Genomic DNA, 21,971 nt, shown 5'->3' with positions numbered 1-21,971 from the left:
CACGAAGCGCCCCCGGCGCCCGCCGCCGCGGTCGACGCGCACTGCTAGCGTGCAGACGTGTCCTGGGGCCGGCTCTACTTCGCACTGCAGGCCCTCGGGGGCGCAGTGTGGTGGATCACCGTCGCGACCGTCCCCGCCGTCCGGACACTCACGCTCGGCTCGCTGGACCCGGTGGTCGTCGCCGCCCTCGACGTCCCGCTCTTCGTCGTGGCCTCGGCGCTCGCGGCGGTCTCCGCGGGCACGGTCGGACGGATCGCGGCGACCGTCGCCACCGTGTGGACCGCGCTCGTCCTCGCCGGGCTCGCCGTCTGGGCGACCGGCACCGGCGAGGCCGGCTGGGGCGTCGTCGTCATGACCGCGGCGACCGTCGGTTCCGTGCTGGCCCTCGCCCTCGTCCTGCTCGGTCGGGTACCGACCGAGTGGTTGACGTCCGGTCCACTGCGGTTCCGCACGGCCGACCCGGGTGCCGCGACGGCACGGCACGTGGTCGCGACGACCGTGCAGATCGTCGTCTTCTGGGGGCTGTTCCTCGGGGTGTTCCCCGTGGCCATCGCCGTCGCCGAGCACCGCTGGCGGCTGCACCCCGCACTGCCCGGACCGGTCGTGACCGCGCTGCTGGTGGTCGGGCTCGTCGTCCTCGCGCTCGCCAGCGCGCTCGGCCTCGCGTCGGCCGCGGCGATGTCGACCAAGGGCGCTGGCACCCCGCTGCCGTCCGCCAGTGCGAACCGGTTGGTCGTCGCCGGCCCGTACCGCTCGGTGCGCAACCCGATGGCGCTCGCCGGCATCACGCAGGGCGTCGCCGTCGGGCTGCTGCTCGGGTCGTGGATGGTCGTCGTCTACGCGCTCGCCGGGTCGATCGTGTGGAACTGCGTCGTCCGGCCGCTCGAGGAGGCCGACCTCGAGGCCCGCTTCGGCGAGGACTTCCGCCGCTACGCCGCCCGTGTCCGGTGCTGGGTGCCACGGTGGCCGATCGCGGCGAGCGTCGGCGGGGTCCCGGTCCCCCTCAGCTCGCCGCGCCGGTGATGTTCACGAGCCACGTGACGCGGAACCGGTCGGTGAGCATCCCGAAGGTGTCGCCCCACGGGGCCGTCGTGAGCGGTTCGATGATCGACGCGCCCTCGGCGAGCCCGTTCCAGTAGCGGGTCAGGGCCTCGTGGTCGTCGCCGCTGAGCGACAACGAGATCGTGCTCTCCGACGGCGTCTCCATGCCCGTCGGCGCGTCCGAGGCCATCAGCAGCAGGCCGTTCTCGCCCTCGAGCTGCCCGTGCATGACCTTGTCGGCATCGGCGGGGTCCTGGCTCATGCCGGCTTCGCCGAAGGTGCCGATCGTGAGCTCGCCGTGGAACACCGAGTGGTAGAAGTCGAGGGCTTCGCGGGCCCCCGAGCGGAAGCCGAGGTACGGGTTGAGACGCACGGACATGGTGGACTCCTCACGACGGGCGGGCGTCGTCGCCCGCTGCGCGCCCATCGTCGCAGACGCGACGTGCCCGCGGAAGGGCGCGGTGCCTTGGACGGACGTGCGATGCGGACGGGCGCGACCCGCTCAGCGGTGACGCGCCAGCGGCACGCGGGCCGCGCCGACCGAGCTTGCGAGGGGGGGGGTGGCGGCGCCGCTCCGCGCCTCCAGGCCGTCAGGCGGTCGCGTCGCGGACCGTGGTCGGGTCCGCCCCGGCGAGGTCACGGATGCGCTTCGCCGGCACGCCGGCGTAGACGCCGTGCGCCAGCAGGCGCCCGGTGACGACCGCGCCGGCCGCGACGACCACGTCGTGCTCGATGTGCGCGCCGGGCAGGATCGTCGCACGGCCGCCGATCCACACGCGGTCCTCGATGACCACCGGACGGCCGGTCGGCGTCTCGCTCCACCGGCCGTCGGCGTCGATCGGGTGGTGGCTCGTCATGATGAGGACCTGCATGCCGATCGCGGCGTTCGCACCGATGCTGACGGGGGCGATGGCCTCGATGGTCACTCCTCGGTTGCAGTAGACGCCGCGAGCCACGGAGAGGTTGCGCGGGTCACCCGTGAGCGAGAAGCCGGGGCCCGGCGCCGACTCCGCGCGCGCCCCAGCCGCCTTCAGGATCAGCTGTCGCAGCACGCGCGGCAGGAACGGCGAACCGAGCAGAACGGTGAGGACGAGGTGCTCCCGAGCGTGCGCGGCGTCCTCGCGCAGCAGGCGGACCAACATCGAGGGGACGGGGACGGCTGGCGTGGCCATGCGGCCTCCTGGGCTCGGGGGACTCGTGCGGCGACACCACACACCGGAAACGTAAGCGCTCCCCAGGAGACCGACAACGGAGTCCCGGGCCGTTGCGTGATCCTTGCGGTAACGCCCCGGACCGCTACTCCCGCGCCGCCAGCGCCGTCTGCCGCGGCAGCTCCCCGAACTCCTGCCGGTAGCTCCCCGCGAACCGGCCCAGGTGCGCGAACCCCGTCGCCCGGGCGATCTCGGCGACGCTGCGGTCGTCACCGGCCTCGAGCTGCTCCCGGGCGAGCAGGAGCCGGATCCGACGCAGGTACATCGTCGGCGTGATGCCGTGGTGCCGCTGGAACGCCGCCTGCACCCCGCGGACACTCAGCCCCGCGGCCTCGGCGACGTCGTTGACGGTGATCTGCTCGGTCGCGTGGTCGAGCAGGAACGTCTCGGCACGGGCGAAGCGCGCGGTCGACGCCATCACCGGCTCGTGCTGCCCCACCGGCCAGTGCGGGATCGCGGTCAGCAAGCCGCCGGCCGCGAACCGGGCGAGCTCCCGCTCCCGCTCGAGCGGCACGTCCGTCGGACCCTGCAGGACCTCCTGCGCGACCGACCGGACCATGAGCCACCAGGCGGCGAGCGGCGCCCCCTCTGGCACGTGTCGGGGACGGAACTCCAGCGGACCCGGCGCCCAGTCACCGCGCTCGGCGGCGACCTGCTCGACGATCGACCGGTCGATGCGCAGCACGTCGTGCTGGAAGTCCACCCACCGGAACCGCTGCGGGTCCTGTCGGTAGAGCACGGGGCGGCCGATCTGCACCGGGTTGTCGTCGACCTGCGCCGAACCGGCCTTCACCCAGACGATCATCATCGCCCGCCCGGGCTCGACCGCGCCGCTCAGGGCACCCGTGCACCGCGTCGACTCGAGGGAGAGCAGGGCGGTGCCTCGCACGCGCTCCTCGAAGACGAAGCCCTCTCCGGTCGCCTCGACGGTGAGTCCGTGGGTCACGTGGGTCACCGACAGTGCCTCGGCCGCGACCGACGGCTCGTCTGTCCTGATCTCCCGCTGCGTGCGGTGCATCATCTCGGGCACGTGATGATCCTCGCGACATGTCGGCATCCGCGCAACGCACGACGCGCCGGGTTTCCTGGACGACGACCAGCATCCGCGCGTTTGACTGATGCGACATGAAGTACATCCAGTACGACCGCTCCACGTTCCTGACGAGTGACGACGTCGCCGACGCCGTGATCGAGTACGCCGCGGCGCTCGCCGGCGGCAGTCGCGCCGACGCGATCGCGGTCCCGACGGTGGCGGAGGACGGCACGATGACGACCACGAAGATCCTCATCGGCCCGTCGAGCGAGATCGTCGTCGCCGACGCGGACGAGGACGAGCTCGAGGTCGAGAACGGTGAGTTCGTGGAACGCCTGCGTGCTGCAGCGCAGACGTTCGACCACCCTGAGACGATCCACGCCGACACCCGCTCGGACCTGACGGGCGACGGACCGGTCGCCTGACCGCAGCGCAGTCGGAGCGACACGCACCGCGCGCACAGCGCCCACCGCGCTCACCGCGCGCACCGCGCTCACCGCCCGAGGTCGGTCGGGAACCTGCTGGCGTCGACCGCCAGGACCGCCTCGGTCCGTCGGCTCAGCTCGGCCAGGAACGCCCCACTCTCGGGTTCCATGTCGTCGTCCGGCGCCGGCTCCAGGGCGACCGCCACCGCTGGTGCGAGGAGCAGCTCCACCGTGGTGGCCGCGCCGAACTCGTCGGTCGTCGGGACCGACACGACGTCGCTCAACCGGCTCTGGTGCAGGGCGGCCGCGTACCGGATCACCGCGTCGGCGACCGTGTCACCGGTCAGGACCCGGACGGTCCCCGCGTAGTTGACGTACTTCATCGGTGCTCCCTCGTGACGAGGGGCATCCGCCGCGGTGACGGTTCCCTGATCCTGCTGGACAGTAGGCCGTGGTCGCCGCGCGCGTCACAGACACCGAGGCCGACGCCGACGCCGACGCCGAGGGGTCTGTCCACTCCGCGCTGTCGCTCGGGATCCCGCTGGTAGCAACGAGGTGCGTGCCGCCACCCGTGCGGCGCGGGAAGGAAGCGACTCTTGACCGAGATCACCGCCCACCACGGGCTCTTCAAGGACACGAACCTGCACGTCGACGACACCGGCGGCTCCGGCCGCACCGTCGTCCTGATCCACGGCTGGCCGCTGTCCGGCGAGTCCTGGAGCAAGCAGGTCCCGGCGTTCGTCGACGCCGGACACCGCGTCGTCACCTACGACCGTCGCGGCTTCGGTCGCAGCGACAAGCCGAAGACCGGCTACGACTACGACCACCTCACCGAGGACCTGCACACGATCCTCACCGAGCTCGACCTGCAGGACGTCACCCTCGTCGGCTTCTCGATGGGCGGCGGCGAGGTCGCCCGCTACTTCTCGAAGTACGGCACCGAGCGGCTGCACAGCGTCGTCTTCGCCTCGGCCGTGCCGCCGTACCTGCTGCAGACTTCGGACAACCCGGACGGCCCGCTGCCGAAGGAGCAGGCGGCCGAGATGACCGCGGGCCTGACGAAGGACGAGGACGCGTTCTACGACCAGTTCACGACCGACTTCTTCTCGGTGGACGGCACCCTGGTCGTCTCCGAGGAGGACCGGCAGCAGGCACTCACGCTCGCGAAGCAGGCGTCGAAGACCGCCGCGCTCGAGGCGATGGCGTCCTTCGCGAACACCGACTTCCGTGACGACCTGCCGAAGGTCACCGTGCCGACGCTCGTCATCCACGGTGACGGAGACGCGACCGTGCCGTTCGACGGCTCGGGTGCCCGCACGCACGCCGCGATCGCCGGCTCCGAGCTGCACGTCGTGGCCGGCGGCCCGCACGGCGTCAACGTCAGCCACCCGGACGAGTGGAACCGCGTGGTGCTGGCGTTCCTCGCGAAGTAGCGCGGAACGCTCAGCGTCCGCGGCACGGAACGCGACCGACAGGCGGACGGGAGGCCCGTGGCAGACCCGCCACCCCTCCCTCGCAGGCTCGGTCGGCGCGGCCCGCGTGCCGCTGGCGCGTCACGCTGATCGGCCCGCGCCCGTCCTCCTGTGCGCAGGTCCAGGGCCCCACTCAGGCCGCGGGAGCCACCAGACCGGCGCGCCGGCGCAGGTCGAGCGCGGCCGCGACGAGCTCGCGGGTGCGCGGGTGCGCGTCCGCGTCGAACAGCCGCTCCGCGGGGCCCACGTCGACGACACGACCGCCGTCGAAGACCGCGATGCGGTCGGCGACCCGGCGCACGACGGCGAGGTCGTGCGAGATGAACACGCAGGTCGTGCCGGTGGTGCGCTGCAGGTCGAGCACCAGGTCGAGGATCCGCGCCTGCACCGAGACGTCGAGGGCCGACGTGGGTTCGTCGCACACCACGAGCGGCACCGGTCCGGCGAACGCCCGGGCGATGGCCACGCGCTGCTTCTGCCCGCCGGACAGCTGGGCCGGCCGGCGGTCGAGGACGTCGGCGGGCAGCCCGACCCGCGCCGCGAGCTGCTCGGCGGTACCGTCGCCGTGCAGCAGCCGGATCGCCCGTCCGAGTACCTGTCGGACCGTCCGTCGCGGGTTGAGCGAGGCGTCCGCGTTCTGGAACACGACCTGCACGGGTGGGGTGCCGGTCGGCGTCCGGTCGCCGGCGTCCAGCGTGATCGTGCCGTCGTGTCGGACCAGTCCGGCGAGGGCTCGGCCGAAGGTCGTCTTGCCGGAACCGGACTCCCCCACGACGCCCAGCACCTCACCGCGGCGCAGCTCGAGGTCGATGCCGTCGAGGGCGACGGCGCCGTCGTACTCCTTGCGGAGGCCCCTGATCGTCGCGAGCACGTCGTGCTGCGCGGTCCCGGCGGTGGTGCCCGTCGTTCCCGCCTTGCCCGCCGTTCCTGCCTTGCCCGTCGTGATGTCGGGCAGGGCGTCGACGAGCTGCTTCGTGTACGGCTCCGTGGGGTGGAGCAGCACCTGGGTCGCGGTGCCCTCCTCGACGAGCACCCCGTGGCGGAGCACCCCGACCCGTCCGCAGTGCGCCGCGACCAGCGGCAGGTTGTGGCTGATGAGCAGGGTCGCGAAGCCGATCTCGGTCCGGAGCTCGTCGATGAGCGCCATGATGCCCGCCTCGACCGTGCTGTCCAGGCCGGTGGTGGGTTCGTCGAGCACGAGCAGGCGCGGACGGGCCACCAGGGCCATCGCGATCGCGACGCGCTGCTGCTGACCGCCGGACAGCTCGTGCGGGTACCGGACCCCGATCGTCGTCGGCGACGGCAGCCCGACCCGGGTGAACGCCTCGATCGTCGCGGTGTCCGCAGTCGCGCGGCCGGAGCCCGTGGCGCGCAGGACCTCGGCGACCTGGCGTCCGACCGTCATCGTCGGGTTGAGGGCGAGGCCGGGTTCCTGGTGGACGACCGCCACGACGTCGCTCCGGAACCGCCGGAGGCGCTCACCGCGCAGGGACGCGACGTCGACGCCGTCGACGACCAGCGCCGACGACCCGACGGCGGCGTCCGGGCCGAGCGACGCCGTCAGCGTGCCGGCGACGGTGCTCTTGCCGGAGCCGGACTCGCCCACGAGCCCGTACGAGCCACCGGGCTCGATCACGAACGCGACGTCGTCGACCACCCGGGTGCCGCGGTACGACACGGTGAGCCCCTCGACGCGGACCAGTGCGTCGGTCGTGCCGGTGGTCCGGGGCTGCTGGCTCGTGCCGGTCTGCTCGGTCACTCGGAGACCTCCTTGAGGTTGTCGGCGATCAGGTTCGCGGACACGACGATCGACGCCACGGCGACACCCGGGAACACGACCGTCCACCACGCGGCCTGCAGGTAGGCGCGGTTCGCGTTGATGTCGAGCCCCCAGTCGGCGGCCGGTGGTTGCGAACCGAGCCCGAGGAACGACAGCGACGCGGTGATGAAGATCGCGGCACCGAGGCTCAGGACCGCCTGGATCACGAAGACCCCGATCACGTTCGGCAGCAACTCGGTGACCATCGCCCGGACGGCGCTCTCGCCCTGCAGCCGTGCGGCCTGGACGTAGGACTTGCCCATCTCGACGAGCACCGCGGCCCGGACGATCCGCGCGATGCCCGGCGCGAAGAGCACGCCGACGATGAGGACGAGCGCGGGCGTCGACACCCCGAACGCACCGACGAGCACGACCAGGAAGATCAGGCTGGGCAACGCGAGCAGCACGTCGAAGAACCGCATCAGGGCGGTGTCGACCCAGCCGCGGTGGTAGCCGGCGAGCAGGCCCAGGGTGCCGCCGACGACGGTCGCCAGCGCCGCGCCGAACGGGCCGATGACGAGCGCCGGCCGGGCCCCGGCGGCGACGCGGGCGAAGACGTCGCGGCCGAGCGAGTCGGTGCCGAACCAGTGCGCAGCGCTCGGCGCCTGCAGGAGCTCGCCGGTGCGGGCGAAGGGCTGCAGGCCGAGCAGGTGCCAGCCCACGGCCAGGACGACCCACCAGAGCAGGATCGCCACGGAGACCAGGAACGTGGGACGCCGGAGGAGTCCGCGCCACCCGCGGCGGGTGACCCGTGCGGTGCCCGTGGTGGTCGACGCCGACGGACGACCGGCGAGCCCGTCGGTCTGGACGGCGCCGGGGACGACGGCGGTCATGCGGTGGCCACCCGTTCGAAGCGGATCCGGGGATCGACCACCACGAACAGCAGGTCGGTGAGCAGGAGCGCGCCGAGCGAGAGCGCCCCGGCGAGCATCACCCCGCTCTCGAGCAGCAGGGCGTCCTTGCGCTCGGCGGCCGACACGAGCAGCGCGCCGAGGCCCGGGTAGGAGAACAGGGTCTCGACGATGACGCTGCCGCCGAGCAGGGTGCCGAGGTAGATGCCGAGCACCGAGAACGTCGGGATGAGCGCGTTGCGGACGACGTGCCGGCGGACGACCTGGCCGGTGGTCAGGCCCTTGAGCACGGCGGTGCGGTGGAACTGCGACCGGATCGTCTCGATCGTCCCCGCACGCACCATCCGGGTCAGGACGGCGAGGTACGCCAGGGCGAGCACCACGGCGGGCAGCGTGAGCACCCGGAGCCGCTCGCCGAACCCGGCGTCGAGCGCACCGGACGCCTGCACGGGCACCACCCGCAGCCAGACCGCGAAGACGAGCAGCAGCACGATCCCGACGACGAACTCCGGCACCGCCGAGATCGTCAGCAGCCCGACCGTGACGGCCCGGTCGGAGCGGCGACCCTGCCGGTACGCCTGCACGGCACCGAGCGTGATCGCGACCGGCACCATGATGACGAACGCGTACGCGCCGAGCAGCAGGGAGTTGCCGAGACGACCGAGCACCAGGTCGCGGACCGGCTCGGAGTAGACGAAGCTCGTGCCCCAGTCCCCTGTGACGAACCCGCCGATCCAGTGCAGGTACCGGCTGACGAGGGACCCGTCGAGGCCGTGGTCGACGTTCCACGCGCGCACCTGCGCCGCCGTCGCGTACTGCCCGAGGGCGTTCCGGCCCGGGTCCCCCGGCACGACCTGGACGAGCCAGAACGTCAGGACGGAGACCACGACCAGGACGAGCGGGATCTGGACGACCCGTTGCCCGACCAGGGTCAGCAGACGACGGCGGCGCGCGGTGCTCATGACGCGGTGACCCCGATGCCCCGGAAGTCGAACCCGCCCGGGAAGTCCTGCCCCGACCGGAAGGTGCCCGTGACGCGCTTCTGCAGCAGGATGCTGCTCGACGCGAACGCGGGGACGATCACGGGCAGGTCGGTCCACTCGATCTCGGCGATCTGGTTCGCCAGGTCCTGCCGCTCCGACTCGTCGGTCGTCGACTCGTACCGGTCGGTCAGCTGCTCGAGCTCTGGGCTCGAGTACTTCGAGGCGTTCCAGACGGCGCCGTCGCGGTAGATCAGGTCGACGTACTGCGCGGGCAGGCGCTGCGCCCAGTTGGTGATCGTCACCGGGGCGTTCAGCCACGGGGTGTCGTCGCCGTCGGCGTAGTACTGCGCGCTCGTCAGCACCTTGAGGGTGACGTCGAACCCGCCGACCGCCTCGAGCTGCTGCTGCACCACCTGGGCGAGGGCCTTCTCGGCGTCGAGCGTCGTGATCTCGAACGAGACCGTCCTGCCGCCGAGCAGGTCCGCGACCTTCGCCTTGTCCTGCTCGCGCTGCTCGAGTCCCTTCGGCTGGATCGCCGAACTCGGGAAGAACGTGGTGTCGTTGCCGACCTCGGCTGCGCCGCCGTAGACCGTCTTGACGATCTCCTCACGGTCGAGCGCGAGGGCGAAGGCCTCACGGACCTTCGGGTCGTCGAAGGGCGCCTTGGTGACGTCGAGGAAGATGCCGTCGAACTTGTTGAAGTACGGCTCGGTCTCGGTGTGGTCCGAGGCCTGCAGCGTCGACGTCGCGGTGGGGCTGGCGGCGATCTGGTCGATCTCCCCGCTCTGGAACGCGAGCAGCTGGGCCTGGTCGTCGGCGTAGAACTTCACGTCGACCTGCTGCAGCTCCACGTCCTTCGCGTCCCAGTAGTCCGGGTTCTTCGTGAACGTGGCGCCCTGGCCGGCCGAGTACTTCGTCAGCACGAACTGTCCGGCGCCGACGGGCTGCTTGGCCCAGTTCGCGCCGGCGTCGAAGCCGGCCGGCTGGATGGTCGTGTTCGAGCCCGTGAGCAGGTAGGGGAAGTCGGCGTACGGCTTGGCGAGCGTGAAGTCGATGGTCGAGGCACCGTCGGCGGCGACCGACTGCAGGATGCCGTCGAAGCTCGACTTGCCGGGCGACTGGCTGTCCTTGCCGATGATCGAGTCGAACGTCGCGACGACGTCCTTGCTCGTGAGCGCGGCACCGTCCGAGAACTGCAGGTCGTCGCGGAGCTGCACCGTCCAGGTGCGTCCGTCTGACGACGCCTTCCACGAGTCGGCCAGACGGCCCTCGAGCTTGCCCTTCGCGTCCTGGCTGAGCAGGCCCTCGGACGCCAACCCCACGATGAACATCGCGTTGTAGTCCGAGGTGGTGAGCGGGTTGATCGTGCTGTCGGGCTCCTGGAGTCCGAGCGTGTAGGTGCCGGTGTCCGAGGACGATCCGGGCGAGGCATCGCCGCCGGACGAGCACGCGGCGAGCGTGAGGGCGAGGGCAGACGCGGTGGCCGCGAGGGCGAGGCGCTTGAGGCGACGCCGCCGCGACGTGAGGTCGACGGTCACGGATGACTCCTAGGGGTTCGGGTTGCAGGGGTGCGGTGCTGGGAGGGGTGGTGCGGTCAGCGGTGCGCGCGGTCCGGCACCCGGGGGTGTCCGAAGCGCTCGCGCAGGGTGAGGTCGTCGTACGCCGTGGCGGTCCGGCCGCGGCGCTGCAGTTCCGGCACGACGTGGTCGACGAACCGGTCGATCCCGCCGGGCAGGTACGGGAACTGCACGATGAAGCCGTCGGCGCCACCGTCGTCGGCGAGCTCCTCGAACCGGTCGGCGATCTCCGGTCCGGTGCCCGTCAGCAGGCTGCGGCGGTACGACCACTCGTAGACGTCGCGGGGCGTCGCGGGGCCGTCGGCGAGCAGCCGGTCGACCGCGGGCTTCGGCGAGCGGGTCTCGTTCGAGGTGTCGAACTCCTCGGCGTAGTCGAACGGCACGTCGACGTCGCGGCCGGACAGGTCCTGCCCGATCTGGTGCGACACGTCCTCGAGGATGAGGGCGTCCGGCGTCAGGGCGAGGATCGCGTCCGCCTCGGCTCGGGCGTCGGCGGCGGTCTCCCCCACGACCGGCATCACCGACGGCATGATCTTTACCGCGTCGGCGGAGCGGCCGTGCCGGACGGCGCGGGCGCGCAGGTCGTCGACGAAGCGTCGGACGTCCGCGGTGGAGCCACCACGGGTGAACACCGCGTCGGCCGTGTCCGCGGCGAGTTCCAGCCCGGACTCGGACCCGCCGGCCTGGAACAGCAGCGGGTGGCCCTGCGGCGGCCGGGCGATGTTGAGCGGCCCGCGCACCCGGAAGAACTCGCCCTCGTGGTCGAGACGGTGCAGGCCGTCGCGGCGCGCGAAGACCCCGGACGCCGGGTCGGCCACGATCGCGTCGTCGTCCCAGCTGTCCAGCAGCCCGTTCACGACGTCGACGAACTCGCGACCGCGCTCGTACCGTCGGGAGTGGTCGATGTGGGCGTCACCACCGAAGTTGCGGGCCTCTTCGTCGTAGCGGCTCGTGACGAGGTTCCACGCGGCCCGCCCACCGCTGAGGTGGTCGAGCGAGGCGAGGGTCCTGGCCACGTGGTACGGCTCGTTGTACGTCGTCGACACGGTCGCGGCGAGGCCGATCCGCGACGTCACCTGGGACAGCGCGGCGAGCAGCGTGAACGGTTCGGGCCGCAGCGCCCCGTAGTGGTCGACGCCCGACGGGTACCGGTCCCAGAAGTACAGGCCGTCGGCGAGGAAGAGCGTGTCGAACACGCCGCGCTCGGCGGTCTGCGCGATGTGCCGGTGGTGCCGCATGCTCAGGTGCTCGGCGGGGCGAGAGGACGGGTGCCGCCACCCGGTGACGTGCGCGCCGCCCGGGTGGAAGGCGAAGGCGCCCAGCAGGATGCGGTCGCTCATGCGGACGCCTCCTGGTCGACAGCCGCGGGCGCGGGCGCGGCTGCCGAACCGTCGTACCGGCTCGCCGGTCGCGCCAACCCGAGGTGCTCCCGCAGGGTGTCGCCGCGGTACGTGCGGTCGTACACGCCGCGACGTTCGAGCTCCGGCACGACCTGGTCGACGAACCGGTCGACGCTCACCGGGATCGACGAGAACGCGAGCATGTAGCCGTCGGCGGCGTCCTGCTCGTAGCGCTCGGTCAGCCAGTCGGCGATCTGCTCGGGCGTGCCCGGCAGGAACCGACGGCGCAGGATCGTCCGGTAGACCTCGCGCAGCGTGGTGGCCTCGGCGGCGATGCGGCGGATCGACTCGTAGACGGACTTCGACTGGTTGATCGCCGTCTCGTCGAAGACGTGCTCGAACGGTGCGTCGAGCGGCCGGTCGGACAGGTCGGTCTGCAGGTAGTGGGACAGCAGGTCGAGCGAGACGCGGTCCGGTGTCAGCTCCTCGATCTCGTCGAGCTGCCGCAGCGCGTCGGCCTCGGTGTCGCCGATCACCGGCGACACCGCCGGCAGGATCAGCATCGACGACGCGTCACGTCCGTGCTCGACGGCGCGGCGCTTGTAGTCGGCGTACAGGGCCTGCGCGTCGGCGAGGTCGTCCTGCCAGAGGGTGAAGACGCCCTCGGCCTTCGCCCCGGCCAGCGCACGGCCGGCCTCGGACGCCCCGGCCTGGAACAGCACCGGGTGGGCCTGCGGCGGCCGGGCGATGTTGAGCGGGCCGCGCACGCGGAAGAACTCGCCCTCGTGGTCGAGCACGTGCAGTCCGTCGCGCTTCGCGAAGTACCCGGACTCCTGGTCGTACAGGAACGCGTCGTCGTCCCAGCTGTCCCAGAGGCCCTGCACGACGTCGACGAACTCGGCACCCCGGCGGTAGCGGACGGCGTGGTCGAGGTTCGCGTCGCGACCGAAGTTCCAGGCCTCTTCGTCCGAGGCGCTCGTGACGAGGTTCCAGGCGGCCCGGCCCTCGCTCAGGTGGTCGATCGACGCCAGCTTCCGGGCCACGTGGTACGGCTCGTTGTAGGTGGTCGAGACCGTCGCGGCGAGCCCGATGTGCTCGGTCCGCTGCGACAGGGCACCGAGCAGGGTGAAGGGCTCGGTGCGGATGTTCACGGCGTGGTCGATGCCCGACGCGAAGCGGTCCCAGACGTACAGCTCGTCGGCGATGAACAGCGTCGCGAACCCACCGCGCTCGAGCGTCTGCGCGAACCGGACGTAGTACTCGACGTCCAGGTAGGCGTTCGGTTCGCTGCCCGGCAGGCGCCAGCTCGTGACGTGCTCGCCGCCGGGGTAGAACACCATCCCGCCGAGCACCAGGCCGCCGTCGCGGGTCATGCCGTCACCGCCTCGTGGGCCAGGACGGCGCCGAGCTGCGGGGCCACCTGCTCGGCGAACAGCGCGAGGGCGTCCGTCCGTGCACCGACGTCGGAGTAGCCGTCGTCGACCTGCACGTTGAGCTGCGTCGCGTACCGGGAGTACGGCTTCGACGCGATCGACTCCGCGATGTCGTCGGCCGTGCCGTAGTGCAGGTTGAGCGACGCGGCCTTCTCGGCCAGGGTCGTCGCCGGCGGCAGGAACGACTCGCCCCACGCGTACTTCGCCTCGATGCCCGCACGCGCCTCGCGCAGCGCGGTCTCGCGGTCCGGGGCCGGGTAGATCGCCGTCGAGAGCGCGACGCGGGGAACAGCGCCGTCCGGCAGTGCGGCGTGGTAGGCGTCCGCGGTGACCTCGGCCGGCACGGTCTGCGTGGTGCCGATCAGCACTCCGTGCCCCCGACGGGCGGCGATGGCGGCGCTCTCGGCGCTGAGCGTGGCGTCCCAGATCCGGTCGAGCAGCCCGCTGCCGTCCGGGTTCAGGCGTGCGGTCCCCGTGCCGAGTGACGCACCACGCAGCGCGTCGAGCAGCCGTGCGAGCTGCTCGTCGAACGCGGCACGACGGGTGTCGTGGTCGGCCCCGACCAGACCGGGCGCGAAGACGTCGAGGGTCTCCGGGCCGCCACCGTTCGCGACGCCGAGTTCCACGCGTCCGTCGCTGATCGCGTCGAGGACGGCGGCGTCCTCGGCGACCCGGACCGGGTCCTCGTGCGGCAGCGTGACCGCTCCGAGCCCGAGCCGCAGGGTGGACGTCCGCTCGGCGAGGGCCGCGAAGAACACGAACGGTGACGGCAGTCCGCCGCGCGCCGGTGCGTCGTCGTGTCGGAAGTGGAACTGGCGGACCCAGGCCCCGTCGTACCCGAGGCGTTCCGCCGCGGTGAAGAGCTCGAGCTCCTCGCGGTAGGCCCGGGTCGCCGGCGGCGCCTCGGTGCCGTGCGAGAACACCGCGATCCGCAACGGCACCGTGGCCGCGCGGGCGGTGCGTTCGACGTGCGTCATGCAACACTCCCTCGTCAGTGGAGCGATGCAAACACGAGCGAGCGACGCGCACGAGCGTCGACGTAACGGGGCGCAGTGATTCGTCACGGAACGTAGGAGAGCGCGAACCGCGCGGAACAGGAGCATCATCGCCGCCCTTGTGCCCGGAGCAGGACCGACGTAGCTTGGCGGCAGCTGCCCCGGACCCCGGTCGCCGGAACTCCTGTGTTCCTCGAGACGATCAGGGAGTGTCACCGTGCCGCAACAATCCGTCGACGAGACGTCATCCGCGACCACCACCGAGCCGAGCACCGCCACCGCTGCCGCACCGGTCCGCCTGGAGGCCTCGGCGTCCTCGCCCGAACAGGCCCTCGAGCAGTTGCCGGGCCTCGTCACGGGCACCTCCTGGCAGACCCGTCCGACCACCGGGGCGTACTCGTTCCGGTACCTGGCCGTCGGTGACGGCAACGTGACGCTCCGCCGGTCGCAGATGCGCGGCTACGTCCGCGGCACCGTGGCCCCCGACGACGCGTACATCGTCGTCCTGGTGCTCGGCGGCGTCGTCACGCTCGACCTCCTGCGCGGCGGCGGGCCGGTCGACAACGGCGTGCCGGCGCTGATGCCCACCGAACGACGCGCCGTCGTCGAGGCCAGCAACCACGACGCCGTCATGGTGCACCTCACCCGCGCGTTCGTGCGGTCCGTCGCCGAGGAGCGCCACGGCCTGCCCTCCGGCGGCCTGCACCTCGACGAGCGTGCCGTCCCCGCGGCGGACGCCGTCGTGCGCTGGCGGCAGGTCCTCGAGTCCGCTCGTCGGGTCCTCGCGGCGCAGGGTGTGGCCTCCACCGCCTGGTCGGACGCCACCCGGGCCGTCGCCGTCGCCTTCCTCGCCCTGTACCCACCGAAGGCCGCCGAACCGTCGAGCGCCCTGTGGGCACCGCGGAACGCCCGGATCCGGCGAGCGGTCGACCACGTGCACGAGCACGCGGCGGAGCCCATCGCCGTGTCGGACCTCGCCGCGGTGTCCGGCTTGAGCGTCCGTGCCGTGCAGGAGTCGTTCCAGCGGCTGTTCGGGATGCCGCCGTCGGCCTACGTCCGGTCCGTCCGGCTCCAGCGCGTCCGGGGCGACCTGCTGCGACTCGACACCGCGACCACCTCGGTGAGCGAGGTCGCCCGCAGCTGGGGGTTCGCCCACCTCGGCCGGTTCTCGGCGGAGTACACGAGCCGCTACGGCGAGTACCCGAAGGCCACGCTGCACCGGTGACCGGTCGAGCGCGCGCCACGCGCCCTGGGCAGGGCCGACGGGCGGACGGGAGGCGCGGGGCGGGCCCGGACCGCGCCTCCCGTCCGTCAGGTCGTCCCGTCCACCGCCCTGGCGGACGTCACGCAGACGGCGTCGCGTCGAGCGCGATGACCGCGACCTGGACCACCGCGTCGTCCGGCATGTCCGGGTAGTAGTTGGCGCGCAGCTGCCGGGCGAAGTCGACCATGTCGGTGTCGGCCGGCTGGTGCGCCGCCCGAGGGGTGAGCTCCGCCAGGCGGTGGTCGGTCACCTCGGTGACCTGGCCGGCCAACGGCGTCGCCGAGGGGTGCTCGTCGAAGACGAACACCGCGGGGCCGGTGCGGACGTCCTCGTGCCAGCGCACCGTCGTGACCTTCTCGCCGCGCTGGACGGCGTCGTGGTGCTTCTGGTGGAAGTGGATCGTCTGGGACACGGATCAAGTCTGGTCGATGTCGACCAGGTCCGCGTGCCGCGCGGCGTAGGCCGTCGCACGGCGGATCCGGCGGAGCGTCAGCGGGACGATCCAGACGAGCACCGCCACCATGAGCACGAGGAACACCGGCGGCAGGATCCCGAGGTCGCCGCGGATCCACGTGGACACCATCTGGAACGCGAGCGCTGTGTAGAGCAGCCCGATGTACGCGAGCTGGAACCGCAGCGCGAGTGGGACCACCGTGGCGTACCGGACGGCGCCGACCTGCTCAGCCGGGTCGAGCGGCAGGTCCGCGCCGCGGGCCACGATCTTCGCGAAGCGACGGAGTCGACCGAGGTCGTGGCCGGCGGACGCCCGCAAGAGCCCGTTCAACGGCAGCGACTGGAGCAGGGCCGCGAACGCGGTCGCAGTGAAGACCAGCTGGCCGGCGAGGAAGGCCGCCTGGGTGAGTCCAGCGGGGTCGTCCCCGGTGAAGGCGGCCAGGACCACCACGCCGATCGTCACGACGACGATGGACACGCCGAAGGTCACCGCGATCACCACGATCGTGTGGCGGAGTTCGGCCGGTCCGAACCGGTAGCCGACCGGGTACGCCGACGGCGACGGCTCCATGCGCCGGAACAGCGCACCGAGTGGCCGCGCGATCACCAGCAGCACCGCCGCTCCCCCGATCAGCACGACCGGCACCCAGACCGGCGCGCCGGCCGAGACCGACGCGAGCACGACGACCACCGCACCCGCCACGTCCACGGCGACCACGCCCAGCAGCCACCACCGCAGGTACCGGGAACTGTCCGTGGACGACCGGTGGTCCCAGTAGCCCGCCAACGACCCGACCACCGCAGGTCCGACGACGAACATCGGGATGCTGACGCTCACCGCGATGATCAGGACGTCCGGGACGTCGCTGAGTTCGAACACCGCCAGCAGGGTGCCCCCGAGGGTGAGCGCCGTGATCAGCACGATGAGCAGGACGTAGCTCAGGACCCGCATGGGATGACTCCTCTTCCGGCAGGACGACGCCTCCCAGTGCATCCTGGCCGAGCTCCGACGGGCCGGCCCACTTCGTGCGGAGAACCGCATCACGTCGGGTCGTCGAGGCGGCCGTCCCTACGCTGAGGACATGGCGCAGCTGCGAGCGGTCGGGTTCGACCTCGACGGGACGCTGTTCGACCACCGTGGCGCAGCGACCGCCGGTGCCGCCCGGTTCCTCGAGTCACTCGGCGTGCACGCCTCGGCGTTCGCCATCGGCCGCTGGTTCGCCGCCGAAACCGAGCAGTTCGAGCGGTGGCGAGCCGGGCAGATCAGCTTCCCCGAGCAGCGGCGCGAACGGCTGCGGGCCGTGCTGCCCGCGCTCGGCGTGCCGATCCCCGCCGACGACGGCGGGCTGGACGAGCTCTTCGACGCGTACCGGCACCAGTACGAGGCATCGTGGCGTGCGTACCCGGGGAGCCTGCCGCTGCTGCGGACGCTCCGTGTGCAGGGGTACCGCATCGGCGTGCTGACGAACGGCACCGAGACGCAGCAGGTCGACAAGCTGCGCCGCACCGGCTTGCTCGACGCGGTCGACGTCGTGTGCACCTCGGAGCGGATCGGGGTGCAGAAGCCGGACCGTCGCGCGTTCGAGACCCTGTCCGCCGAACTCGGCGTCGAGCCGAGCGGCTGCTTGTTCGTCGGGGACAGTGTCGCGCACGACGTGGAGGCGGCCTGGGCCGCCGGGATGCACGGGCTGTTGATCGACCACGAGGCCACGGACGGCCCCGACATGGAGACCCTGGTGCTCACGGCGCTCGCCGACCGCCGCGGGTGACGTGGCCGCTCGGCCGCTCGACGGCTCGGCCGCTCGACGGCTCGACGGCTCGACGGCTCGGCCGCTCGGCGGCGGCAAGCGGCCGTAGAGTGCACCATGACCCAAACACCGGCAGCATCGCCGCTGCTGCACCTCGGGGTGCTGGCCGAGTCGCGGAAACCCGACGAACGCCGCCTCCCGATCCACCCCGCCCACTTCGAGCGCATCGACCCCGACCTGCGCGCGAACATCATCCTGGAACGCGGGTACGGTCGCCGCTTCGGCGTCACGGACGACCAGCTCGAACCCCTCGTCGGCGCCATGGCGGACCGAGCCGAGCTCATCGCCGCGTCGGACGTCGTCCTGCTGCCCAAGCCCCAGGTGTCCGACCTCGAGGACCTGCGGGACGGGCAGGTCCTGTGGGGCTGGCCGCACTGCGTGCAGGACCCCGCCCTCACCCAGGTCGCGATCGACAAGCGCCTGACCCTCATCGCGTGGGAGTCGATGAACCACTGGCGGTCGGACGGCGGGTTCAGCCTGCACGTGTTCCACAAGAACAACGAGCTCGCGGGCTACTGCTCGGTCATCCACGCCCTGCAGCTCTGTGGTTCCACCGGGGACTACGGCCGCCGCCTCACCGCGGTCGTGATCGGCTTCGGGGCCACCGCCCGCGGTGCCGTCACCGCGCTGAACGCCCACGGGATCCACGACGTCCGCGTCCTGACCAACCGCGACATCGCCGCCGTGGGGTCGCCGATCCCCTCCGTCGACATGCTGCAGATCAGCCAGGACGACCACGACCCCAGCGGCAACACGGTCAAGACCGAGGACGGTCCGGTGCCGCTGGCGCCGTACCTGGCCGAGAACGACATCGTCGTGAACTGCACGCTCCAGGACCCGAACGCGCCGCTCACGTACCTGCGCACCGAGGACCTGGGCGTGTTCCGTCCGGGCAGCCTCATCGTCGACGTCTCGATCGACGTGGGGATGGGGTTCGAATGGGCGCAGGCGACGACCTTCGCCGAACCGATGACGACCGTCGGCGAGAGCACGAACTACTACGCCGTCGACCACAGCCCGTCGCTGCTCTGGAACTCGACGACGTGGGAGATCAGCGACGCGCTGATGCCGTTCCTCCGGCCGGTGATGGCCGGTGCGGCTGCGTGGGCCGACTCGGAGACGATCCGACGCGCCGTCGAGATCGAGGACGGCCACGTGCGGAACCCGGCGATCCTCGCGTTCCAGGGGCGCTCGGACGAGTACCCGCACGCGGTGGCCGGCTGACGCGGGCGCTGGGGGCGCTGGTCGGGCGCTGACCCGATGCGGAACGACGAGGTCGACGTCGTGCGACAACGGCCTCGTCGTACCGCGTCGCATCACGATCGCGGTGTGGGTCAGTCGCCGAGCGCCGACACGGGTCGACCGTTCACGAGGTCAGTTCCCCCACACGAAGAACGCGATGACCCCGCCGACCAAGACCGCGCCGATCGGGACGAGGTACACCCAGTCGTGACGGATCGGACCCTGTCCGGGCTGGTGGTCGCGCTGGAACGGGGCGACCGGGTTCCCACTCGTTCCCGGCAAGAAGTCGACGGAGTGCTGTCGGACCGGCTCGTGTCGTCGGCTGTTCATCGGACCCCCCGTGATCGCGTCTGCGGTGGGCTCTGGCGGGCTCGAACCGCCGACCACTTCGGTGTAAACGAAGTGCTCTACCAACTGAGCTAAGAGCCCGCGACACGATCCTAGAGGTCGATTCCCCGTATCGTTGCGCTGGACATCCCGTCCGTTGGCCAGTTCAGCGCTCGGCTTCATTTCGCCGATAGTAAGCCGTACACTTAACCCATGTCCGACGACCCCGTCTACGCCGTGATCCTCGACCTCGTCGACTCACGAACGCTCGACGACCGCCCCGCCGCACAGCGCGAGGTCGAGCAGGCGTTCCGCGAGACGACCGACGTCACCCCGGTGGACCCGGTGCACGCGACCGTCGGCGACGAATTCCAGGTGATCTACGCCACGCTCACCGACGCGCTCGTCGCCAGCACCGCCGCCATGCTCGCCCTGCCACCGACGGTGCAGGTCCGGCTCGGGATGGGTCGCGGGACGGTGCGGACGGTGGGGTCCGGTACGAGCGGTCCGCTCCAGGACGGCCCGGCGTGGTGGTCCGCCCGCGACGCCATCAACGAGACGCACCGCCGCGAAGACGGCCGGACGTCCTTCCTCCGGTCGTGGTTCCACGCGTCCGACGATCGCCACGGCTCCGAGGAGCGACTCGTGAACGCCTACTTCCTCAGCCGCGACCACGTCCTGGCCCGCCTGACACCCCGGGCAAGACGCATCGCGCTCGGCCTCGTCCAGGGCCGGACCCAAGCGCAGATCGCCGTGACCGAGGGGATCACCCCGTCAGCGGTGTCCCAGTCGGTGCAGAAGTCGGGTGTGGCCGCGATCGTCGAGGGCCTCCGGGTCCTCGTGGGACAGGAACGCTGATGCTCGCCGGGATCCTCCTCGCACTCATCGGTCTGGGCGACGTCGTCCGGGCCCGCACCGGTGCCGATGCACACCGGCAGCGCACGCTGACCACCATCGCGGTCGTCGTGCTGTGGGCCGGGGTGTCCGCCGTGGCGTGGCTCGGTCTCGGTGTCCCCGTGTGGGGTGTCCTCGTCACGGTGGTGCTCGCGGCGGCGTGGATCGCCACGACCGCGCCGGTCCGAGCCGGTACCGGGACCGCCGACGACGACGACCATGACGCGCCGACGACCCGGGGGCTGCTGCGGCGGTCCGGGTCCTGGCCAGCGGTCCTGCTCGCCCTCGCCGTCGCCGTGCTGCTGCTCTGGGGGCCACTGCCCGACGGCACGGGCTTCGTGGTCGACTGGCACGACGGCTCGGGCCTGGCGTTCGTCGACGCCGTTCCGCTCGCCGCCGTCGTGGGCGGTGTCGGCTCGGCGCTGTTCCTCGTCGACTCCGCGAACGTGGTCGTCGCCCAGGCACTCCCGCCGGGACTGCAGCGCGGAGCCACCACGGGCGCCGAGGCCGATGACCTCCGCCGCCGGTTCGGGCGACGCCGACGCGCCGACGCCGACGCCGAACAGTCCGGGGACAGCACGGTGAGCCTCAAGGGTGGACGACTGATCGGCCCGATCGAACGACTGCTGCTGGCCGGGTTCGCGATGGCAGGGGCCTTCCCGGTGGTCGCCGCACTGATCGCGGCCAAGGGCATCGTCCGGTTCCCCGAGATCCGGCGCGAGACGACCGGCTACCAGGCGGAGTACTTCCTGATCGGCAGCCTGGTGAGCTGGGCGATGGCCTTCGCCGCCGCCGGCATGTGCTGGCTCCTGGCGCACAGCTGATCCGCGCGGAGTCCGTCGGCCGCGTCCGCCCGTCCCCGTCCCCCGTCCCCCGTCCCCCGTCCCCGAGGTTCCGAAATCTCGGCATCTCGCGGCCCTGAGCATGTCAGTGTGGAACCTCGGCGACGAACGCTCGGCGAGTTGTGGAACCTCGGCGCAGCGAGTCCACCCGCACCGCGCCGCTTCGGAGCCGCGTCAGGCCGCGCGGCGGCCCCGACCCTCGACCTGGCGTTGGACGAAGGCCTGTCTAAGTCGCTCGAACAAAACTGCCGGACGCCCGGTGTCGGCGGATGTTGCGTGGATGACGATCCAGCCGTTCACCGCGAAGCCGTTCGACCGGCGCTGATCGTGCTGGAAGGTCCGGCGGTCACGGTGGTGATCGCCGTCGTACTCGAGGGCGATCCGGAGCGTCGGCCAGGCGAGGTCTGCTCGGCCGAGGAAGGAACCGTGGTCGTCCACGACGTCGACGTTCACCTCGGGTTCCGGGAACCCCGCATCGACCACTCCGAGCCGGAGACGGGTCTCCATGGGCGACTCGACTCCGGTCCGCACCCTGTCGAGTGCGGCTCGTGCTCGTCGTGCCGAGCGACTCCCGGCAACGATCGCGGCCGCCAGTCCGTCGATGGTTGCGAGTCCGCTCGGGCCGACGAGGTGGTCGCCGAGGACGACGAGCTCGATCGGGGTGAGCAGCGACGCCGACTCGAACCATGCGCGTGCAGGAGGGCTGACCGGGATACCGGAGCCCTGAGGTCGCGGCGGGTCAGCCACGCAGAGCTCGCTCCGGCCGCGATGGCCTGCCGCACCAGGAACGGCCTCGGCGAGTGGTCGTGTCGTGCTCGGCTCCCCATGACGAGAGCATCGCGCACGAGGCGCCGGGCCCGACCGCGGTCGGACGCATCTGTGGAGAACGACGTGGGACGGGCCTCCAGTCCGAACCCGGAGGACGCGGTGAGGTTCCACGACATGCCGCGCGATGATCACC

Annotated in this window: 23 protein-coding genes and 1 tRNA gene; 8 read left to right on the top strand and 16 right to left on the bottom strand. The window is 71.9% G+C overall.

The window, feature by feature from the left end:
• Positions 1-57: 57 nt before the first annotated feature.
• Positions 58-1,023: a methyltransferase family protein gene (locus ACIPV1_RS01415; RefSeq protein WP_402725627.1), complete on the top strand. Its 966-nt coding sequence runs from the start codon at positions 58-60 to the stop codon at positions 1,021-1,023.
• Here ACIPV1_RS01415 and ACIPV1_RS01410 read toward each other — a convergent pair.
• The 3 genes from ACIPV1_RS01410 to ACIPV1_RS01400 all read right to left on the bottom strand — a co-directional run bounded on the left by ACIPV1_RS01410 (position 1,004) and on the right by ACIPV1_RS01400 (position 3,273).
• Positions 1,004-1,420: a VOC family protein gene (locus tag ACIPV1_RS01410; RefSeq protein ID WP_123672882.1), complete on the bottom strand. Its 417-nt coding sequence runs from the start codon at positions 1,418-1,420 to the stop codon at positions 1,004-1,006. The two genes, ACIPV1_RS01415 and ACIPV1_RS01410, sit on opposite strands and share 20 nt — an antisense overlap.
• Before the next feature lie 211 nt (positions 1,421-1,631).
• Positions 1,632-2,213 carry a DapH/DapD/GlmU-related protein gene (locus tag ACIPV1_RS01405; RefSeq protein WP_123938227.1) on the bottom strand — a complete coding sequence of 194 codons (582 nt, stop codon included), beginning with the start codon at positions 2,211-2,213 and terminating at the stop codon, positions 1,632-1,634.
• Between the two features lie 124 nt (positions 2,214-2,337).
• Complete coding sequence (locus ACIPV1_RS01400) at positions 2,338-3,273, bottom strand: AraC family transcriptional regulator (RefSeq protein WP_243650021.1); 936 nt, start codon at positions 3,271-3,273, stop codon at positions 2,338-2,340.
• A gap of 104 nt (positions 3,274-3,377) precedes the next feature.
• On the opposite strand from ACIPV1_RS01400, the gene ACIPV1_RS01395 reads away from it, so the two are divergent.
• Positions 3,378-3,710 carry a hypothetical protein gene (locus ACIPV1_RS01395; protein WP_123938229.1) on the top strand — a complete coding sequence of 111 codons (333 nt, stop codon included), beginning with the start codon at positions 3,378-3,380 and terminating at the stop codon, positions 3,708-3,710.
• 68 nt (positions 3,711-3,778) lie between these two features.
• On the opposite strand, the gene ACIPV1_RS01390 is transcribed toward ACIPV1_RS01395, so the two are convergent.
• Positions 3,779-4,093 (bottom strand): hypothetical protein, encoded by a 315-nt coding sequence (locus tag ACIPV1_RS01390; protein ID WP_402725626.1) that lies wholly within the window; start codon positions 4,091-4,093, stop codon positions 3,779-3,781.
• A gap of 213 nt (positions 4,094-4,306) precedes the next feature.
• Between ACIPV1_RS01390 and ACIPV1_RS01385 the strand changes: the two genes are divergently transcribed.
• Complete coding sequence (locus ACIPV1_RS01385; protein ID WP_123938231.1) at positions 4,307-5,143, top strand: alpha/beta fold hydrolase; 837 nt, start codon at positions 4,307-4,309, stop codon at positions 5,141-5,143.
• 172 nt (positions 5,144-5,315) lie between these two features.
• Here ACIPV1_RS01385 and ACIPV1_RS01380 read toward each other — a convergent pair whose 3' ends face one another.
• From ACIPV1_RS01380 to ACIPV1_RS01350, 7 genes are read right to left on the bottom strand one after another with little or no spacing between them, the layout of a single operon-like run.
• Entirely contained in the window at positions 5,316-6,941 is a 1,626-nt protein-coding gene (locus ACIPV1_RS01380; RefSeq protein ID WP_402725625.1) for an ATP-binding cassette domain-containing protein, read from the bottom strand.
• Positions 6,938-7,834: an ABC transporter permease gene (locus ACIPV1_RS01375; RefSeq protein WP_402725624.1), complete on the bottom strand. Its 897-nt coding sequence runs from the start codon at positions 7,832-7,834 to the stop codon at positions 6,938-6,940. The genes ACIPV1_RS01380 and ACIPV1_RS01375 overlap by 4 nt, the downstream gene beginning before the upstream one ends.
• Positions 7,831-8,814 carry an ABC transporter permease gene (locus ACIPV1_RS01370; protein WP_131878869.1) on the bottom strand — a complete coding sequence of 328 codons (984 nt, stop codon included), beginning with the start codon at positions 8,812-8,814 and terminating at the stop codon, positions 7,831-7,833. The genes ACIPV1_RS01375 and ACIPV1_RS01370 overlap by 4 nt, the downstream gene beginning before the upstream one ends.
• The gene (locus tag ACIPV1_RS01365) at positions 8,811-10,373 is read right to left on the bottom strand and encodes an ABC transporter substrate-binding protein (protein WP_123938235.1); all 1,563 of its coding nucleotides are present in this window, start codon (positions 10,371-10,373) and stop codon (positions 8,811-8,813) included. The genes ACIPV1_RS01370 and ACIPV1_RS01365 overlap by 4 nt, the downstream gene beginning before the upstream one ends.
• A gap of 56 nt (positions 10,374-10,429) precedes the next feature.
• Positions 10,430-11,752 (bottom strand): NtaA/DmoA family FMN-dependent monooxygenase, encoded by a 1,323-nt coding sequence (locus ACIPV1_RS01360; RefSeq protein ID WP_123938236.1) that lies wholly within the window; start codon positions 11,750-11,752, stop codon positions 10,430-10,432.
• Positions 11,749-13,125 carry an LLM class flavin-dependent oxidoreductase gene (locus tag ACIPV1_RS01355; protein WP_402725623.1) on the bottom strand — a complete coding sequence of 459 codons (1,377 nt, stop codon included), beginning with the start codon at positions 13,123-13,125 and terminating at the stop codon, positions 11,749-11,751. Before ACIPV1_RS01355 ends, ACIPV1_RS01360 begins: the two co-directional genes overlap by 4 nt.
• Positions 13,122-14,162, bottom strand: a complete 1,041-nt coding sequence (locus ACIPV1_RS01350) for an LLM class flavin-dependent oxidoreductase (protein ID WP_159573002.1) — start codon at positions 14,160-14,162, stop codon at positions 13,122-13,124. The genes ACIPV1_RS01355 and ACIPV1_RS01350 overlap by 4 nt, the downstream gene beginning before the upstream one ends.
• A gap of 235 nt (positions 14,163-14,397) precedes the next feature.
• Here ACIPV1_RS01350 and ACIPV1_RS01345 point away from each other — a divergent pair, with 235 nt between their 5' ends.
• Positions 14,398-15,405: a helix-turn-helix transcriptional regulator gene (locus tag ACIPV1_RS01345; RefSeq protein ID WP_402725622.1), complete on the top strand. Its 1,008-nt coding sequence runs from the start codon at positions 14,398-14,400 to the stop codon at positions 15,403-15,405.
• A gap of 118 nt (positions 15,406-15,523) precedes the next feature.
• Here ACIPV1_RS01345 and ACIPV1_RS01340 read toward each other — a convergent pair whose 3' ends face one another.
• Positions 15,524-15,856, bottom strand: coding sequence for an ASCH domain-containing protein (locus ACIPV1_RS01340; RefSeq protein ID WP_123938239.1), 333 nt, complete (start codon positions 15,854-15,856; stop codon positions 15,524-15,526).
• Between the two features lie 3 nt (positions 15,857-15,859).
• Positions 15,860-16,849, bottom strand: a complete 990-nt coding sequence (locus ACIPV1_RS01335; RefSeq protein WP_402725621.1) for a hypothetical protein — start codon at positions 16,847-16,849, stop codon at positions 15,860-15,862.
• A gap of 130 nt (positions 16,850-16,979) precedes the next feature.
• On the opposite strand from ACIPV1_RS01335, the gene ACIPV1_RS01330 reads away from it, so the two are divergent.
• Complete coding sequence (locus ACIPV1_RS01330; protein ID WP_402725620.1) at positions 16,980-17,666, top strand: HAD family hydrolase; 687 nt, start codon at positions 16,980-16,982, stop codon at positions 17,664-17,666.
• Between the two features lie 96 nt (positions 17,667-17,762).
• Positions 17,763-18,929 (top strand): N(5)-(carboxyethyl)ornithine synthase, encoded by a 1,167-nt coding sequence (locus tag ACIPV1_RS01325; RefSeq protein WP_132100538.1) that lies wholly within the window; start codon positions 17,763-17,765, stop codon positions 18,927-18,929.
• Between the two features lie 150 nt (positions 18,930-19,079).
• Here the strand turns inward: ACIPV1_RS01325 and ACIPV1_RS01320 are convergent, their stop codons facing one another.
• Both ACIPV1_RS01320 and ACIPV1_RS01315 read right to left on the bottom strand, forming a co-directional pair.
• Positions 19,080-19,277: a hypothetical protein gene (locus tag ACIPV1_RS01320; protein ID WP_123938243.1), complete on the bottom strand. Its 198-nt coding sequence runs from the start codon at positions 19,275-19,277 to the stop codon at positions 19,080-19,082.
• A 26-nt stretch (positions 19,278-19,303) separates the two neighbouring features.
• A tRNA-Val gene (locus ACIPV1_RS01315) sits at positions 19,304-19,376 on the bottom strand.
• Positions 19,377-19,487: 111 nt separating this feature from the next.
• Between ACIPV1_RS01315 and ACIPV1_RS01310 the strand changes: the two genes are divergently transcribed.
• Entirely contained in the window at positions 19,488-20,132 is a 645-nt protein-coding gene (locus tag ACIPV1_RS01310) for a SatD family protein (RefSeq protein WP_402725619.1), read from the top strand.
• Positions 20,132-20,992 carry a hypothetical protein gene (locus tag ACIPV1_RS01305; RefSeq protein ID WP_402725618.1) on the top strand — a complete coding sequence of 287 codons (861 nt, stop codon included), beginning with the start codon at positions 20,132-20,134 and terminating at the stop codon, positions 20,990-20,992. The genes ACIPV1_RS01310 and ACIPV1_RS01305 overlap by 1 nt, the downstream gene beginning before the upstream one ends.
• Positions 20,993-21,184: 192 nt before the next feature.
• Here ACIPV1_RS01305 and ACIPV1_RS01300 read toward each other — a convergent pair whose 3' ends face one another.
• Positions 21,185-21,757, bottom strand: a complete 573-nt coding sequence (locus ACIPV1_RS01300; RefSeq protein WP_402725617.1) for a hypothetical protein — start codon at positions 21,755-21,757, stop codon at positions 21,185-21,187.
• Positions 21,758-21,971 lie beyond the last annotated feature (214 nt).

Source organism: Curtobacterium sp. NPDC089991, from assembly GCF_044748425.1.
GTDB lineage: Bacteria > Actinomycetota > Actinomycetes > Actinomycetales > Microbacteriaceae > Curtobacterium.
The sequence above is the reverse complement of the archived record's forward strand: the minus strand, read 5'-3'. Positions and strand labels throughout refer to the sequence as shown.

Bases quoted from the DNA above. Each gene is read 5' to 3' on its own strand.
- ACIPV1_RS01360 (WP_123938236.1), bottom strand. From the start codon at position 11,752: ATGAGCGACCGCATCCTGCTGGGCGCCTTCGCCTTCCACCCGGGCGGC.
- ACIPV1_RS01400 (WP_243650021.1), bottom strand. From the start codon at position 3,273: ATGATGCACCGCACGCAGCGGGAGATCAGGACAGACGAGCCGTCGGTC.
- ACIPV1_RS01395 (WP_123938229.1), top strand. From the start codon at position 3,378: ATGAAGTACATCCAGTACGACCGCTCCACGTTCCTGACGAGTGACGAC.
- ACIPV1_RS01335 (WP_402725621.1), bottom strand. From the start codon at position 16,849: ATGCGGGTCCTGAGCTACGTCCTGCTCATCGTGCTGATCACGGCGCTC.
- ACIPV1_RS01330 (WP_402725620.1), top strand. From the start codon at position 16,980: ATGGCGCAGCTGCGAGCGGTCGGGTTCGACCTCGACGGGACGCTGTTC.
- ACIPV1_RS01390 (WP_402725626.1), bottom strand. From the start codon at position 4,093: ATGAAGTACGTCAACTACGCGGGGACCGTCCGGGTCCTGACCGGTGAC.
- ACIPV1_RS01310 (WP_402725619.1), top strand. From the start codon at position 19,488: ATGTCCGACGACCCCGTCTACGCCGTGATCCTCGACCTCGTCGACTCA.
- ACIPV1_RS01325 (WP_132100538.1), top strand. From the start codon at position 17,763: ATGACCCAAACACCGGCAGCATCGCCGCTGCTGCACCTCGGGGTGCTG.
- ACIPV1_RS01355 (WP_402725623.1), bottom strand. From the start codon at position 13,125: ATGACCCGCGACGGCGGCCTGGTGCTCGGCGGGATGGTGTTCTACCCC.
- ACIPV1_RS01305 (WP_402725618.1), top strand. From the start codon at position 20,132: ATGCTCGCCGGGATCCTCCTCGCACTCATCGGTCTGGGCGACGTCGTC.
- ACIPV1_RS01405 (WP_123938227.1), bottom strand. From the start codon at position 2,213: ATGGCCACGCCAGCCGTCCCCGTCCCCTCGATGTTGGTCCGCCTGCTG.
- ACIPV1_RS01375 (WP_402725624.1), bottom strand. From the start codon at position 7,834: ATGACCGCCGTCGTCCCCGGCGCCGTCCAGACCGACGGGCTCGCCGGT.
- ACIPV1_RS01410 (WP_123672882.1), bottom strand. From the start codon at position 1,420: ATGTCCGTGCGTCTCAACCCGTACCTCGGCTTCCGCTCGGGGGCCCGC.
- ACIPV1_RS01350 (WP_159573002.1), bottom strand. From the start codon at position 14,162: ATGACGCACGTCGAACGCACCGCCCGCGCGGCCACGGTGCCGTTGCGG.
- ACIPV1_RS01370 (WP_131878869.1), bottom strand. From the start codon at position 8,814: ATGAGCACCGCGCGCCGCCGTCGTCTGCTGACCCTGGTCGGGCAACGG.
- ACIPV1_RS01320 (WP_123938243.1), bottom strand. From the start codon at position 19,277: ATGAACAGCCGACGACACGAGCCGGTCCGACAGCACTCCGTCGACTTC.